Source organism: Halomonas alkalisoli (assembly GCF_021412585.1).
In the GTDB taxonomy this organism is placed as follows: Bacteria; Pseudomonadota; Gammaproteobacteria; order Pseudomonadales; family Halomonadaceae; genus Halomonas; species Halomonas alkalisoli.
This window is the reverse complement of sequence record NZ_JAKCMI010000041.1, coordinates 128,937-144,720: the sequence shown is the minus strand read 5'-3', so window position 1 is coordinate 144,720 and position 15,784 is coordinate 128,937. Positions and strand designations below refer to the sequence as shown.

Below are 15,784 nucleotides of genomic sequence, written 5' to 3'. Positions count from 1 at the left end.
CAGATGCGTTTGATCCTGTTGGGCGCCCCGGGTGCCGGCAAGGGCACCCAAGCCCAGTTCATCTGCGAGCGCTACAATATCCCGCAGATTTCCACTGGCGATATGCTGCGCGCCGCCGTCAAGGAAGGCAGTGAGCTTGGCCTCAAGGCCAAGGAGATCATGTCCAGCGGTGGGCTGGTTTCCGACGATCTCATTATCGCCCTGGTCAAGGAACGCATCGCTCAGCCCGACTGCGAGAACGGCTTCCTCTTCGATGGCTTCCCCCGCACCATTCCCCAGGCCGATGCCATGAAGGACGGCGGTGTGAAGATCGACCATGTGCTGGAGATTGCCGTGGCCGACGAGGAGATCGTCAAGCGGCTGGCGGGACGTCGCGTGCATCCGGGCTCAGGCCGGGTCTATCACATCGAATACAACCCGCCCCGGGAAGCTGGTAAAGACGATGTCACCGGTGAGGCGCTGATCCAGCGTGAGGATGACAGCGAGTCCACGGTGCGTCACCGCCTGTCGGTCTACCATGACCAGACCGCTCCGCTGGTCGATTACTACAAGCAGTGGGCCGAGAAGGATCCCCAGGCGGCTCCCGCCTATCATCGGGTCGATGGCGTGGGCAGTGTCGATGACATCACCGCTCAGGTTCTCAAGGCCCTCGAAAGCTGACCCGCCCCCCGGATCCTCAGCTGCTCCTGTGATGGCCCGCCTGTGCGGGCCATCGTCGTTTAACGGCCGGCGGCGTATAATGGCCATCCACTTCCCGTCACGATGTCCACCTATGCCGATTCTGCTGGCCCTTGATGCCTCCTCGAGTGCCTGTTCCGCCGCCCTGCTGCTACAACGCGAGGGTGACGATGACATATTGGTCTCGCAGTTCGCGCTCACGCCTCGCGAGCACACTCGCCGGCTGCTGCCGATGATCGACCAGGTCCTGGCCGAAGCCGGGCTGGCGCCTGCCGAACTGGACGCGGTGGCCTATGGCCATGGCCCGGGCTCCTTCACCGGGCTGCGCATTGCGGCAGGCCTCGCCCAGGGGCTGGCCTACGGCCTGGATCGTCCCCTGCTCGGGGTCTCCACCCTTGAGGCGTTGGCCCTGGGTGCCCATCGTCGCCATGGGTTATCGCATGTCGTGACCGCACTGGATGCGCGCATGGGTGAAATCTACGTGGCGGCCTGGCGCTGCCATGAGGGGCTCACCGAGGCGCTGACGCGGGAATCGGTCATGCCTCCGGAACGCCTGCAGCTTCCGCCTGGCCACGCGGCCTGTGATTGGGTCGGCGTGGGTTCCGGCTGGACGCTGCGCGAGGCGATGTCGGACGACATTCGTGCAACGGTCCGCCAGGGCGACACGGCGCTGGAACCGGCCGCCGAGGAGATGGTGCTGCTGGCGGCCCGTGCCTATGCCGCCGGTGAACGTCATGCTGCCCATGACGTCCAGCCGGTCTATCTGCGCGATCAGGTTGCCTGGAAGAAGAGTCGGTGAGGTGTGTGGACCCCGAACGTCGGGTCGCGGTGGAGGGCGAGACGCTGGCACCGCTGGCGCAGCGGCTGGGGCTGCCGCTGGGCGCTGCGAGTGATGCCGAGCTGATACTGCGACGCCAGGATGGGACTCTGGTTCTCTGCGGCGATGAGCAGCGCTACGGCAAACCCCTGGTGGTGGACTTCGTCGCCGGCCGGGCGGCGCACCGGCGGCGCTTCGGCGGTGGGCGCGGACAGCTGATCGCCCGGGCCTGTGGCCTGGGCGGCGGCGTCACGCCCAGCGTGGTGGATGCCACCGCGGGGCTGGGGCGAGATGCCTTCGTGCTGGCGAGCCTCGGTGCCCGGGTGCTGATGATCGAGCGCGTGGCGGCGATCCATGCGCTGCTGGAAGACGCCCTGGCCCGAGCCTGCCGCGATGCCGAGACGGCCGAGATTGCCCGGCGGCTGACGCTGCTCCATGGCGATGCCGCACGAAATCTGGCTGACCTGGTAGCCGATAGCAGCGTGGCGCCGCAGGTGGTTCATCTCGACCCCATGTTTCCCCACCGCGAGAAATCGGCCCTGGTGAAGAAGGAGATGCGGCTGTTCCGGCTGCTGGCCGGCGATGACGACGATGCGCCACGTCTGCTCGAGGCGGCACTGGATGTGGCCACGCACCGGGTGGTGGTGAAGCGGCCGCGCAAGGCCCCGCCCATTGCCGGCCCGCCCCCTCGCCATATCATCGAGGGCAAGACCAGCCGCTACGATCTTTACGTGCACCGCTCACTGGCCTGACTCATGGCGCTGGGTCCCGTCGGCCTACCCCCGTGTGACCAGCTGGAGCCGGTGGCGAAGCTCGGTGTCGAACAGGGCCCGCGAACGTTGGGCCGCCTCTCGCAGCCGCTGGTCGAACCACAGCCTGTCACTGGCTTCCCATACCCAGCCTTCGGCCTCGAGGCTCCCGATCAGGCCGGCGAACAGATTGCGGTCGAAGAACTCCGGGGCATCGCGGCCCGAGAGTAGCGCCAGTCGCTCGGCCATCTGCCGGCTGCACTCGGTGAGGTCGTCGCGTCCCTGACTGCCCGGTGGCTGGTCCAGGAGAATCGCCAGCAGCAGGTAGCCGCGCTCCAGCGGGGGCTGCATCAGCCGTCCCAGCAGGTTGAGCTGCTCGCCGGCCTCCAGCTCCTCGCTACGCCGCCAGGCGGTCTCTTCGTTAGTCACTAGCCCCGCCTGGCGGAGCGCGTCGAGCATGGCCGGTAGGGTGCTGGCCAAGGTTTCCTTCTCCAGGAACAGCTCCCTGGCGAGGACCGGCCAGGCGGGTTCGAGAAGGTGGAGCAGGCTGTCCAGGTCGTGCTGCGGGGCATGCCGGAAGGCGAAGGCGGTGAGTCCCGCGAGGGCGAAGAGGTGCAGCACGTTGTTGCGGTACCACACCAGCAGGCTGGCCTGCTCCGGCTTGGCCACCAGAATGTCGCCCAACGGATGAGTGCGGCGCTCGATCATGCCCAGGGCGATGACCTGTTCTATCCAGTCGCTTGGCTCGCCCTCCGGCAGGCTGAGGTGCAGGCCCCCCGGGCAGTGCTGCTGCAGTCGGGCGAGCAGTGCCAGCTGGCGCGTCATCAGGCTCGCCTCGAGGGCATTGTGGGGCGTCGCCAGGAGCACCAGGGCAACGAGGTTGACCGGGTTGAGGGCGGCGGCGGCATTGATGCGCCTGGCCAGTTCGTTGCCCAGGCGCGGTACCGCCTCGCCGAGCCAGTCGGGCTTCGGTTCGATCGGCGCGTTGCGCCAATTCGGGTCGAGGCCGTCGAGATAGTCGCCGAGCAACAGCGGGTCACCGACGCTGACCGTGACCTGGCCGAAAGGCTGGCGCAGCTGACCGAGCACCCGCAGCAGTGCCAGTGGGCTCTCCTTGCGTTTCTTGCCGCCACGCAGCTCACGCTGGTAGCTGGCGTTCTCGATGATCCGTTCGTAGCCGATATAGACCGGTATGAAGGCGAGTTTCGGCGGGCTGGTGGCGGCGGCGCTGCGGTGAAAGGAGCGCAGGGTCATCGCCAGCATGCCGGGCCGTGGCGTCAGCATGCGGCCGCTGCGGGAGCGGCCTCCCTCGATGAAGTACTCCAGCGGGTGGCCACGGGCCAGCAGGCGATGGAGGTACTCGTTGAAGACCGCGGCGTAGAGCGGCTTGTCGCGAAAGCTGCGGCGCATGAAGAAGGCGCCTCCGCGTCGCAGCAGGGGGCCGATCAGCGGAATGTCGAGATTGCGCCCGGCGGCGACGTGAGGCGGCATCAGTCCATCGCGGTAGAGCACGTAGGAGAGCAGCAGGTAGTCGATGTGGCTGCGGTGGCAGGGCACATAGACCAGAGTGTGGTCGCCGGCCAGCTCCTTGACGCGCGCCAGGCCCTGCACGTTGACGCCGTCGTAGAGGCGGTTCCATAGACGCCGCAGGAGCCCGTCCATGAAGCGCAGTACCGGGTAGGTCATGCTGGAGGCGATCTCGCAACCGTAGCGCAGGGCGCGCCGCTCGAGGCGCTCTGGCGAACTCTTCTCGCTTCTGGCGAACTCCTCGATGACGCGGCGGACCTCTGGGCTTCTGGCGACCCCTTCGATCAGGGTGCGGCGATGAGAGAGGTCGGGGCCCAGCACGCGGGTACGCATGCGTCGGAAATGAACGCGCAGCAGGCGGGCGGTCTTGCGGTTGGCCAGCGCCGGGCCGCGTGCATCGAGCAGGTCGCGAAGGCGCAGCGGCGCCCCGAAATGGACCTCAACGTTGCGCCCATTGACCAGCACCGACAGGGCGCGGCGCATTCTCCCTGTCAGCCGCCAGCTATCGGCGGCCAGCATGCGCCAGAAACCGAAACGCTTGCCCGGGGCGCGGCCCCAGAACACGCTGACCGGCACCAGCTGCAGGTCGGCATCGGGATCTGCCGCGAGCTGCTCCAGCGCCGTGAGGAAGGGGGCAGGGTGTGCCGCTCTGCGTCGCCACAGGCGTCGCCGTGGGGCTGGCAGCGGCAGACAGGCCGGCAGCTCCATGCCATCGATCCGGCGTCTTCCGCTGGCCGGCGGCAGGCCATGGCGCTGGCACAGGGCTTCCAGCAGCAGGGTATCCGAGAGCGACGGGCGTGGCAGGACATAGAGGGTCGGCAGGTTCGGGTCGAGTGCCAGCGCGTCGGGGGCGGGCTCGATCAGCCGAGTGGCTACCCAGGCGTTGACCAGGCGTCTCAGCGGGCTGCGCAGGGGCGCGAGCAGGGTGCGAGCAAGGGCCATCCGGTTGCCTCTGCTGGGGGCGAGGCGCCAGTATAGCCTTGCCCCGCCCATCGGGTCAGGTGCTTTCCCTCGGCGTGCAAACGTGCGTCAATTCAGCCACGCAAGTGAACACGGGAGACATGCCATGCATGGCGTGTGGCGGGATGGTAATCGGTTCCAGCTGCTGGCGGAGTCATCGCGCTTCTTGCCGGCGATGTTCGATGCCATCGAGGAAGCGCGCCATTCGATACTGATCGAACTCTATCTGATGGAGTCGGGCCGCCTGACCACGGCACTGCTCGATGCCCTGTCGCGCGCTGCCGAGCGCGGGGTGAAGGTCGCCCTGATGCTGGACGGCTACGGTGCCAGGGGCCTGGGCAGGGAGGATCGGCAGCGCATCGAGTCGGCCGGCATTGCGCTTCGGCTGTTCAACCCGCTGGGCTTCCACTCCCTGGCGCGCAACCTGACCCGGGACCATCGCAAGGTCGTGGTGGTGGATGGCCGGGTGGCCTTCACCGGCGGCTTCGGCGCCGTCGACGAGTTCCTGAGCGCCTGGTACGAGGTGGCGGTGCGTATCGAGGGCCCGGTGGTGGCCGACTGGGTGCGGCTGTTCTCCCGGCTTTGGGACTCCCCCTTGACGCGTGGTGAAGGGTCGCCTTCCCTGGTGCGGGAGGTGGGGCTCAGCCTGACGGAGAGAGAGGACTATCGCGGCATGCGCGGCCGGGTGGTGTGGGGGCAGGGCTACCGCTATCAGGCGATCCGTCACTCCCTCTATGGCCGGGTTTCCTCGGCGCAGCGGCGTATCTGGCTCTGTACCCCCTATTTCGTGCCGACCTTCAGCCTGCGCTTGCGCCTGGTGCGTGCGGCGCGGCGTGGGGTCGATGTGCGGCTGCTGCTGCCGGGGAAGGATCACGACCATCCCGGGGTCCGCTATGCGGGGCAGCGCTTCTACCGTCGCATGCTCAAGGCCGGGGTGCGGATCTTCGAGTTCGAGCCCAGCTTCATTCACGCCAAGTTCACCCTGGCAGACAACTGGTCGAGCGTGGGCTCCTGCAATTTCGACCACTGGAGCCTGCACTGGAACCTCGAGGCGAACCAGGAGGTGGACGATGCCCGCTTTGCCGGTGAGGTCGCCGCCCTGTTCGAGCGTAATTTCTCGGCCAGCCGGGAGATCACCCGGCAGGAGTGGGCGCGGCGCCCCCGCTGGCAGCGGATCAAGGAGTGGGCCTTCGGCAGGCTGGACGGCTGGCTGACGCGGCTGCGGTAGTCAACCGATAGGCGCCGCGTTACCAAAAACTATCGCTTGCCGCCGGGCTTGCCCTTGCCGGGGCTGCGGCCGGCGGGCTTCTTCTTGCGCGGCATGGGCTTGGGCGTCTCCGGCGGTACCCGGTAGTGCAGGTAGAGATCCAGCACCAGTTCCGGCAGCTGGTCGACGAGCGACTGCAGCCGTGCCGTGTCGGTGGCGAGCTCCGCCATGTCGGGTTCGTCCTCGAAAAGGCCGGAAAGCGCCATGAAGGGCAGCAGCAGGGTGGCCACGGTCTCTTCGTCCTGCTCGAACCAGGACGCCTCATCCAGGAAGACGCCTTCCATGAATCCGGCACACCAATCACCGATGGGTGTCTCCTCCGGAGCCAGGCCGTCCAGGGCCGTATCGAAGGGCAGCTCCGGGAGCCCGCCCTGCTCGAGGGTGTCGATGGCGTTGTGGCGGAGCCGCTCCAGCAGTCCGAGGATTTCGTTGCGCTCGGCATCGTCGGCGAAGGTGGGCTCGCCCTGGAAGAGTTCGGCGATCCAGGCGGCGCTCTCGACTTCGCTCGGGGCGACGGCCAGGGCTACCAGGAAGCCGTGGGCCGAGATAAGGTCCAGGGCATCGGGGTCGACGCGGTCGGAGTCCAGGTACTCGTCGAGCCGTTCGAGCGCTTCATCCTCGAGCAGTGGCTGGGGCTGGGGCGTATCGGACATGGGGCCTCTCGCTGGCGGCGGGTCGGATAAGGGCGTGTCGGCATCGGAAAAGGGCCTTGCGCCGGCCTGGGCTGGACGTCGCCTTCCCGGGCCGCCATTCTAGCACCCTGGTCTCGTCCGGTCCTTCTCATGCGCTGCCCGCCGAGCCAGGAATCTGCTCCAGGAACCCGTCTGCACCAGGAAGCCCTTCGTTTCGCCATGAACCATCCCGCTACTGCTCTCAAGCGTCCCATTGCCGCTTCGAACCGGCCGGCACTTCCCGACCCCGGGGCGACCTGGCTGACCCAGCTCGACGAGGCGGCGTTGCAGCAGGCGCTGCGCGACCGGGTCGAGGCCGCCTGGCGGCTGTGTTGCGAGTTTCACCCCGACCTGCCGCGGCCACGGGTATGGTTCGACCTGCGTGGCAAGGGCGCCGGACAGGCGCATTATGGCCGCGGCGGACTGCGCTTCAACCCGGTGCTTTACCGGGAAAACCGCCACGCCTATCTGGTCGAGGTAGTGCCCCACGAGATGGCTCACTGGCTGGTGCGCCATCTCAGCGATGGCCACCGGGCGCGTCCCCATGGCCGCGAGTGGCGCACGGTAATGCAGCAGCTTTTCGGTCTCGAACCCCGGGTGACCCATGCCTTCGATACGGGACGGGCCAGCCCTGCACCCTACCGCTACGTTTGCCACTGCCGCGAGCACGCCTTCACCGCACAGCGTCATTCCCTGGCGCGCCGGGGCAGGGGCTACCGCTGCCGCCATTGTGCTCAGACCTTGGTCTATCAACCGTTTGTACAGCGCTAAAAGTCTATTCAACTAACTGAAAAGAAAAAGAAAAATCTTGATACCAATGTCTAAGGGGAAGGCTGTCACAGGAGGTATATGCTGGAGAGACATCATGGTGCCGGCGCAACCAACAATAATGCTGCCGGCGGTATCCACAGTGAGGCTTCACCTCCTGGAAGAGGCTATTCAATGACCGAACAGCAGAAAGTCCATCCGGTAAGCGACGACTTTGCCGCCAACGCCTGGGTCGACAAGGAAAAGTACCAGGCCATGTATCGGCAGTCCCAGGACGACCCCGAGGGTTTCTGGGCCGAACAGGCCAAGCGTCTCGACTGGGTACAGGCACCGACGAAGATCAAGAATACCTCCTTCGCTTCCAACAATGTCGATATCCGCTGGTTCGAGGATGGCACGCTCAATGCCAGCACCAACTGCCTGGATCGGCACCTGGCAACCCGTGGTGACCAGACGGCCATCATCTGGGAAGGGGACGACCCCAACGATGCCAAGCACATCAGCTATCGTGAACTGCACGCCCAGACCTGTCAGCTGGCCAATGCCCTGAAGGCCCTCGGCATCGGCAAGGGTGACGTGGTGACCCTCTACATGCCGATGATTCCCGAAGCCGCCATGGCCATGCTGGCCTGCGCCCGCATCGGTGCGGTTCACTCGGTGGTGTTCGGCGGCTTCTCGCCGGACGCCGTGGCCCAGCGGGTGGTGGGGGCGGACTCCAAGCTGATCATCACCGCCGACGAGTCCGTGCGGGGTGGCAAGCAGGTCCCGCTGAAGGACAACGTCGACGCAGCGCTGACGCGTCCCGGTACCGAGGTGTGCGAGAAGGTGCTGGTGGTCAAGCGTACCGGCGGCGAGATCGAGTGGAAGGAGGGCCGTGACGTCTGGTATCACGACCTGGTCGAGAAGCAGTCCAGCGACTGTGCGGCCGAGGAGATGAATGCCGAGGACCCGCTCTTCATTCTCTATACCTCCGGCTCCACCGGCGCGCCCAAGGGGCTCAAGCACACGACCGGCGGCTATCTCACCTACGCCAGCCTGACCCACCAGTACGTCTTCGACTATCACGATGGCGAGGTCTACTGGTGCACCGCCGACGTGGGCTGGGTCACCGGTCACAGCTACATCGTCTATGGCCCGCTGGCCAACGGTGCCACCACGCTGATGTTCGAGGGCGTGCCGAGCTATCCGACCCACGGCCGGATGGGCGAGATCGTCGACAAGCATAGCGTCAACATTCTCTATACCGCCCCGACCGCGGTCCGCGCGCTGATGGCCCATGGCGACAGCGTGATGGATTCCAGCAAGCGCGACAGCCTGCGCCTGCTGGGTTCGGTGGGTGAGCCCATCAACCCCGAGGCCTGGGAGTGGTTCCATCGCGTGATCGGCAACGCCAAGTGCCCCATTGTGGACACCTGGTGGCAGACCGAAACCGGCGGCATCATGATCACGCCCCTGGCCGGGGCCATGGATCTCAAGCCGGGCTCGGCCACCCTGCCGTTCTTTGGCGTGGCGCCGGCACTGGTCGACAACGAAGGCCACCTGCTGGAAGGCGCCACAGAGGGCAACCTGGTCATTCTCGACTCCTGGCCAGGGCAGGCGCGCTCCATCTGGGGCGACCACGCACGCTTTATCCAGACCTACTTCTCCACCTACGAGGGCATGTACTTCACCGGTGACGGCTGCCGCCGCGACGAAGATGGATACTACTGGATCACCGGGCGTGTCGACGACGTGCTCAACGTCTCCGGCCATCGCATGGGCACCGCCGAGATCGAATCCTCGCTGGTGGCCCACGAGGCCGTGGCCGAAGCCGCCGTGGTCGGGTTCCCCCATGACATCAAGGGCCAGGGGATCTACATCTATGTCACCCTGACCGATGGCGTGGAGCCCAGCGATGCGCTCAAGAAAGAGCTGACCCAGTGGGTGCGCAAGGACATCGGCCCCATTGCCTCGCCGGACGTCATCCAGTGGGCGCCTGGCCTGCCCAAGACGCGTTCGGGCAAGATCATGCGTCGTATCCTGCGCAAGATCGCCGCCAACGAGTGCGATGGCCTGGGTGACACCAGTACCCTGGCTGACCCGAGCGTGGTGGATGAGCTGATCGAGCATCGCGCCATCCGCTGAGGCGCTGCCAACCCGCTCCGTCTTCGCCGGCCCTTGTGGCCGGCGTTTTCGTTTCAGCCGGCGCGTGGTGAAACCTATACGGAGCGCTCCTTCAAGCGCGATGACTGGAATATTGAGGTTAATACTCGTACCACTCTGAGCTGTCCGGAGAAGGCCTTTCATATCCCTGCGTGGCAGATGGGCAAGCAGGAAGTTGACCTGGACCGAGAGATTGTTGACAAATATGGTCATGTGCTTGGGAAAGCCGCGGCGCATGGGGTAACATGCTGCTATCGATTGATGAGCCCAGTGTGTCGGTCCTTGGCCCACTGCTCGAGGAACCGGAGGAGAATCCATGGCGTTTGCCCAGAAATTCATCGTTGCCGATGATCATCCGCTGTTCCGTGCAGCCCTGACCCAGGCGCTGCGCCAACTGGCGCCCCAGGCCGAGATCGTCGAGTCCGACACCATGGCGGCGACCAATGAGGTGGTGACACGCCATCCCGATGCCGACCTGATTCTGCTCGACCTCCATATGCCCGGCGCTCATGGCTTTTCCGGATTGATCCAGCTGCGTGGCCAGACCCCCGACATCCCGGTGGCGGTGGTGTCCGGCAGCGACGAACCCTATGTGGTGCGCCGGGCCATCGACTATGGCGCTTCCGGTTTTATTCCCAAGTCATCCTCCCTGGCGCTGATCGCGGAGGCGGTGGGCGAGATTCTGGATGGTGAGGTATGGCTTCCCAAGGAACTGGCCGATGCCATGGGCGACTCCAACGAGGAGGAGACTCGCTTCGCCGAGGCCATCGCCTCGCTGACCCCGCAGCAATTCCGGGTTCTCAACATGCTCACCGAGGGCCTGCTCAACAAGCAGATTGCCTATGAGCTGAGCGTCTCCGAGGCGACTATCAAGGCCCATGTCACGGCCATCCTGCGCAAGCTGGGCGTACACTCCCGTACCCAGGCGGTGATCGCCGCCCAGAAGCTCGAGGTGGAGCCACCCAAGGTCGAGTCCTGAGCGACTCGCGCCGAGCATCGATGCAATAACAAAACCGCCGGATGGCAACATCCGGCGGTTTTTTTGTAGCAGGCGCCTGGTGGAGGCCGCCGCGTTGGCGGTGATCGTTGGCGTCGGCAATACCGCCAGGAGGCTTGCGCCTCCAGTCGTGAGCTGAAGCTACTCCAACGGCGGCGTGGCAACGTTGGTGGAGAAAGCCGCTGTTGGAGCGCTGGTCCCCATCGCGACTGGCGCCGATAGGCGCCTCGGCGGAGGCTGAAAGGTTGGTTGTCGTCGCGAATACCGGCAACACCGCCGGGAGGCCTGCGGCCTCCAGTCGTGAGCTGAAGCTACTCCGACAGCGGCGTGGCAACGTTGGTGGAGAAAGTCGCTAAGGGAGGACGATTTATACCGTCTTGACCATCCGAGCTCTTTCAGTGTGGCTCAAGATTGGCCCGATGGCTGATCAAGGTGAGTAATCAGGTCGCACTTTGCCGGGGGAGGGCGAAACGGAGGTCATTCGCCATGGATGGCGAATGTAGCGCCCAGGGATGGGTTCACAGCGCCTCCGTGGAGCCCTCCTCCGGTCATGGTAATGATGGCCTGCGCTAATTCTCCTGCCTGGTGGCACGGCTGGCTTGTAGTGTGCGGGTCAGCAGGGCGCGCAGGGCGGCAGGGCGCACCGGCTTCTGCAGCAGGTGGTAGCCCGAGCGACGGATCACCTCGGCTACCTCCTCGGTGCGGTCGGCGGTGATCACGATGCCTGGCACGGCGCCCTCGAGGCGTTCGCTCAATGCCTCCAGGGCCATCAGGCCGGTCACCTCGTTGTCCAGGTGATAGTCCGCCAGGATGGCATCCGGTTCGCCGTCCAGGTTACGCAGGACCGACTTGGCACCGCCGATGCTGGTGGCGGTGAGCACGTCGCAGCCCCAGCCGGAGAGCATCGCCTTCATGCCCTCCAGGATGAGTGTCTCGTTGTCGATACAGAGGATACGGGTGCCAGCCAGCTTGTTTCCGGTGCGCCGCGCCATGGCCTGGCTCGAGGCGGCTTCCTGGGGGCGCGCCTCCACCACCGGGACGCTGACGGAGAAGACCGTGCCGTACCCCTCACGCGAGCGGACCCGAATCGGGTGATCCAGCACTCGGCTCATCCGGTCGGCAATGGAGAGGCCAAGCCCCAGGCCCTTCTCGCTCTCCTTGTGGCGGGTGGTCTGGTCGAGGCGCCGAAACTCCTGGAAGATCTCCGACTGCTTGGACTCGGGTATGCCGGGGCCGCTATCCCATACCTCGATGGAGAGCCGCTGCCCCTGGCGCCGACAGCCGAGCAGCACCCGGCCCTCCTGGGTGTAGCGAATGGCATTGGACAGGAAATTCTGGACGATGCGTCGCAGCATCTGGGGGTCGCTGTCGACCCACAGGTTCGTCGGCACCATCAACAGGTCGAGGCCCCGGTCCTCGGCCATGACCGCGAACTCGGCATAGAGCGGCTGGAGGATGTCGGCCAGGGCAAAATGGCTGCGGCGGGGCGTCAGCGCCCCGGCATCGAGCTTGGAGATGTCGAGCAGGGTGCCCAATAGTTCCTCGGCGGCCTGCAGCGAGTTGTCGATATGGCCGATGGTGCGGCGCATGTCCGCGGCCACGTCTTCCTGGGAGAGCGCCGAGGTGAAGAGACGAGCGGCGTTCAGGGGCTGCAGCAGGTCGTGGCTGGCCGCCGCCAGGAAGCGTGTCTTGGAGGCGTTGGCGTCCTCGGCCACCTGCTTGGCCTGGCGCAGGGCCAGTTCGGCCTCGGCGCGTACCCGGTTCTCCTGACGCAGGGCGGCATTGGCCTCCGACAGCGCCTGGGTGCGCTCGCGGACCCGCTCCTCGAGCGTCTCGTTGGTCTCCTTGAGGGCGATTTCCGCCACACGACGCTCGGTGATGTCCTGGTAGAGGGCGAAAAAGCCGAGAATGGCACCGCTGTCACCGAAGTGGGGCGTATAGGTGACCAGCATATAGCGGATGCCGTCGCTGCCCTGCATGGAGACCTCGAAGCTGACCCGCTCTCCGGCTAATGCCCGTTTAATCCAGGGGGCGCGCTCGCGAGCCATCTCGTCGGTGATCACCGTGTCCACCGATTGCCCGATGACCTCGTTGCGATCGATGCCGAAGGCCTGCTCGTAGGCGCGGTTGGTAAAGAGGTAGCGGCACTCCTTGTCGAAATAGGCGATCAGCGCCGGCACGTTGTCGGTATAGATACGGATATTGTTCTCGGAGCGGATCAGCGCTTCCTCGATGCGCTTCTGCTGGGTGATGTCCTGGTAGGTGTAGACGAAGCCGCCCCCCGGCATGGGGTTACCTTGCACCTCCAGCACGCTGCCGTCCTGGCGATAGCGTACGTAGCGGTGGGGCTGGCCGTCACGAATATTGTCGATCAGCAGCTGGACGTGCTCTTCCGGGTCGCCGGGCCCGTATTCACCGTTGTGGGCGTTGTAGCGGAAGATCTTGTCGATGGGAGCGCCGACCCGTATCAGGTGGTCGGGGAAGCGGAACAACTCCAGGTAGCGCTGGTTCCAGACCACCAGGCGCAGGTTCTGGTCGACCACGCTGATGCCCTGATTGATGTTCTCGATGGTGGCCTGCAGCAGGGCGCGATTGAACTCGAGAACCTGCGAGGCCTCGTCGACGATGGAGATGACGTCCGAAATGCCGATGCCGCGGCCCTGGAGCGCCGAGTTGACCACGATCCGCGCTGACGACGCCCCCAGCACCGAGGCCAGGAAGCGCTCGGTGAACTGGATCACGTCGATGGAGGCTCGTGCGCCGTCCTCCAGGGGCTTGCCGGTGCGTCGGGCGTAGTCGTCGAAGCCGCGCTGTACCTGCTTGGCCCCCAGGAAACGTTCGCACAGGACCTTGAGGTCGCCTACGGTGGTGGCGCCGGTCCAGGGGCGGTTGACCGAGGTCTGGCGCGTTTCGACGCTGTCAACGAACAGCGAGGCCTGGATCCGCTCCACCACGCGCTGCGAGGTAACCTGGGAAACGAAGATGTAGCAGAACAGGTTGACCCCGAGCGAGAGCATCACTCCATGGGTGAAGCTGTCGCCGAAATTGAGCCCGAACAGCGCGGTGGGGGTGAGCCAGGCGTGACCGAAGGGACCGCCATCGAGCCAGTGGGCCGGCAATACCCCGGCCTGGATCATGGCAGGCATCAGCAGGCTGTAGGCCCAGATGGCGAAGCCGGCATTCATGCCCACGACCACGCCCAGCCGGTTGCCACGCTTCCAGTAGAGGCCACCCAGCAGGGCGGGGGCGAATTGGCCGGCGGCGGCGAAGGAGAGCATGCCGATCGAGGCCAGCGAGGTGAATTCGCCGATCAGGTGATAGAAGCCGTAGGCCAGCGCCAGGATGACGCAGATGGTGATGCGTCGTGCCTGGAGCACCAGGCGGCCGTAGTCCCGGGGCCGGGCATCCAGCCAGCGCAGCCTGAACAGCAGCGGGATCACGATCTCGTTGGAGATCATGATCGATACCGCCACCGTGGCCACGATCACCATGCCGGTCGCCGCCGAGAAGCCCCCGATATAGGTGAACAGGGTCAGCCATTGATTGCCTGCCGCCATCGGCAGCGCCAGTACGAAGGTGTCGGGCTCCACCGAGCCGTCGGGGAACATGGCCAGGCCGGCGGCAGCGATCGGCAGGATAAAGAAGGCGAAGGCCACCAGGTAGAGCGGAAACAGCCAGCGCGCATTGGTGGCGTCATCGGGGTGGGTGTTCTCCACGACAGCCACATGAAACTGCCGGGGCAGGCAGAAGATCGCCAGCATCGCCAGCAGGGTCTGGGCCCAGAAGCTGCGGCCGAAGTCCTGGTCGGCCAGCTGTCGCTGGAGCTCCATCTGGTCGTCGGCCCGGCTGAGCAGGTCGCCGAGCCCGCCGAACATCCCCCAGGTCACGTAGGCGCCGAGGACCAGGAAAGCCAGCAGCTTGACCAGGGACTCGAAGGCCACGGCGTGGATCAGGCCCTCGTGGTGCTCGGTGGCGTCGGTGTGCCGGGTACCGAAAAGGATGGCGAAGGCCGCCATGACGATGGCGACGAAGAAGGCCGTATCGGCGAACAGCGGGGTATGGGTGATGTCCGTGGCATCGGTGAGGACGGCAAAGGAGGTGGAGACCGCCTTCAACTGCAGGGCGATATAGGGCAGCGTGCCGATCAGGGCCACCAGGCTGGCGAAGGCGGCCAGCGACTGCGCCTTGCCATAGCGCGATGCGATGAAGTCGGCGATCGACGTGATGTTCTGTCGCTTGGCGACGCGGATCATCTTGGCCAATACCGGCCAGAACAGCAGGAAGGTAAGAATCGGCCCGACATAGATGCTGGCGAAGGACCAGCCGGCCGTGGCGGCCTGGCCGACCGCCCCATAGAAGCTCCAGGAAGTGCAATAGATGGCCAGTGCCAGGATATAGATGATGGGCCGGCGGCGGCTCGCACCGTGCTTGCGGGCATGGCGATCTCCGCGCCAGGCGATGGCGAACAGCACGGCGATATAGAGCAGCGAAACGACAATTAGTTGCCAACCGGCGAACATGTACTCTCTCCCTCGGATCTGCGGACCATTCTATGGCAATGGCGGCCGGGAGGGCAGTCAGTCGATGATCAGGGCAGCCGGAAGCCGGGTGTCAGGGTCGGGATGGCCGGCCTACCGTTGGCAAACCGGCGGTGGGTAGGTGCTGGCGGGTTCAGCGGTCGCGACAGACCGCCTGGTACAGCGGCGTATCGCTGTCGACGCTACGCAGGGCAGAGAAGCGGGGCTCGCGCTCTTCGCCGATAAGCGGCAGCTTCTCCTGCGAGGTGCAGTTCATCAGGAACGCCTGATGCGTCAAGCGGTCCACGTAATCCTTCTCGAAGCGATAGAGGATGAACTCCACCAGCTGTTGATCGTCTGCCTCTCTCGGCACCATGCTGCTTCGATCCACCACGCTGAAGGCCGTGGTCATGGGAAAGAAGTACGTCCAGGGGCGCCAGAAGGCTTCACCCTCCTCGGTAGATACCACCTGGGCCGTGGCCGGTAGCTGGCCCTGCTTGTGGCTCAGCCAGGAGTACTCGTAGTGAATCTGGTAACTCAGCATGCCCAGGCCGGCACAGGCCGGAACGATCCAGCGGGGCAGGCGCTTGCCGCTGATCAGCCGCAGTAGCAGGCCAATGCCTGCGGCCCCCAGTCCGGCAAATATCGCTGCAACCAGATGCCATATCATAATGTAGCCTTCTGAAAGCAG

Annotated in this window: 11 protein-coding genes; 7 read left to right on the top strand and 4 right to left on the bottom strand. The window is 65.5% G+C overall.

Annotated features, from left to right (window positions below; translation table 11 throughout):
• Positions 1-3 precede the first annotated feature (3 nt).
• The 3 genes from adk (at position 4) to LY622_RS18665 (ending at position 2,247) form a co-directional block, all read left to right on the top strand.
• Positions 4-660 carry an adenylate kinase gene (gene adk / locus LY622_RS18675; protein WP_234292243.1) on the top strand — a complete coding sequence of 219 codons (657 nt, stop codon included), beginning with the start codon at positions 4-6 and terminating at the stop codon, positions 658-660.
• A gap of 112 nt (positions 661-772) precedes the next feature.
• Complete coding sequence (tsaB, locus tag LY622_RS18670) at positions 773-1,477, top strand: tRNA (adenosine(37)-N6)-threonylcarbamoyltransferase complex dimerization subunit type 1 TsaB (protein WP_234292242.1); 705 nt, start codon at positions 773-775, stop codon at positions 1,475-1,477.
• Between the two features lie 65 nt (positions 1,478-1,542).
• Positions 1,543-2,247 (top strand): class I SAM-dependent methyltransferase, encoded by a 705-nt coding sequence (locus tag LY622_RS18665; protein WP_255762654.1) that lies wholly within the window; start codon positions 1,543-1,545, stop codon positions 2,245-2,247.
• 24 nt (positions 2,248-2,271) lie between these two features.
• Here LY622_RS18665 and plsB read toward each other — a convergent pair whose 3' ends face one another.
• Positions 2,272-4,713: a glycerol-3-phosphate 1-O-acyltransferase PlsB gene (gene plsB / locus LY622_RS18660; protein WP_234292241.1), complete on the bottom strand. Its 2,442-nt coding sequence runs from the start codon at positions 4,711-4,713 to the stop codon at positions 2,272-2,274.
• A gap of 124 nt (positions 4,714-4,837) precedes the next feature.
• Between plsB and LY622_RS18655 the strand changes: the two genes are divergently transcribed.
• Positions 4,838-5,959 (top strand): phospholipase D-like domain-containing protein, encoded by a 1,122-nt coding sequence (locus LY622_RS18655; protein WP_234292240.1) that lies wholly within the window; start codon positions 4,838-4,840, stop codon positions 5,957-5,959.
• A 29-nt stretch (positions 5,960-5,988) separates the two neighbouring features.
• On the opposite strand, the gene LY622_RS18650 is transcribed toward LY622_RS18655, so the two are convergent.
• On the bottom strand, positions 5,989-6,651 hold the full coding sequence (locus LY622_RS18650; RefSeq protein ID WP_234292239.1) for a YecA/YgfB family protein: 663 nt from the start codon (positions 6,649-6,651) through the stop codon (positions 5,989-5,991).
• Between the two features lie 198 nt (positions 6,652-6,849).
• On the opposite strand from LY622_RS18650, the gene LY622_RS18645 reads away from it, so the two are divergent.
• The 3 genes from LY622_RS18645 (at position 6,850) to LY622_RS18635 (ending at position 10,558) form a co-directional block, all read left to right on the top strand.
• Positions 6,850-7,440 carry a SprT family zinc-dependent metalloprotease gene (locus tag LY622_RS18645; RefSeq protein ID WP_234292238.1) on the top strand — a complete coding sequence of 197 codons (591 nt, stop codon included), beginning with the start codon at positions 6,850-6,852 and terminating at the stop codon, positions 7,438-7,440.
• A gap of 171 nt (positions 7,441-7,611) precedes the next feature.
• The gene (acs, locus tag LY622_RS18640; RefSeq protein ID WP_234292237.1) at positions 7,612-9,561 is read left to right on the top strand and encodes an acetate--CoA ligase; all 1,950 of its coding nucleotides are present in this window, start codon (positions 7,612-7,614) and stop codon (positions 9,559-9,561) included.
• A 334-nt stretch (positions 9,562-9,895) separates the two neighbouring features.
• Entirely contained in the window at positions 9,896-10,558 is a 663-nt protein-coding gene (locus LY622_RS18635) for a LuxR C-terminal-related transcriptional regulator (protein ID WP_066444975.1), read from the top strand.
• A 587-nt stretch (positions 10,559-11,145) separates the two neighbouring features.
• On the opposite strand, the gene LY622_RS18630 is transcribed toward LY622_RS18635, so the two are convergent.
• Both LY622_RS18630 and LY622_RS18625 read right to left on the bottom strand, forming a co-directional pair.
• Complete coding sequence (locus LY622_RS18630) at positions 11,146-15,096, bottom strand: hybrid sensor histidine kinase/response regulator (RefSeq protein ID WP_234292236.1); 3,951 nt, start codon at positions 15,094-15,096, stop codon at positions 11,146-11,148.
• Between the two features lie 151 nt (positions 15,097-15,247).
• Positions 15,248-15,763 carry a hypothetical protein gene (locus LY622_RS18625; RefSeq protein ID WP_234292235.1) on the bottom strand — a complete coding sequence of 172 codons (516 nt, stop codon included), beginning with the start codon at positions 15,761-15,763 and terminating at the stop codon, positions 15,248-15,250.
• Positions 15,764-15,784: the final 21 nt, after the last annotated feature.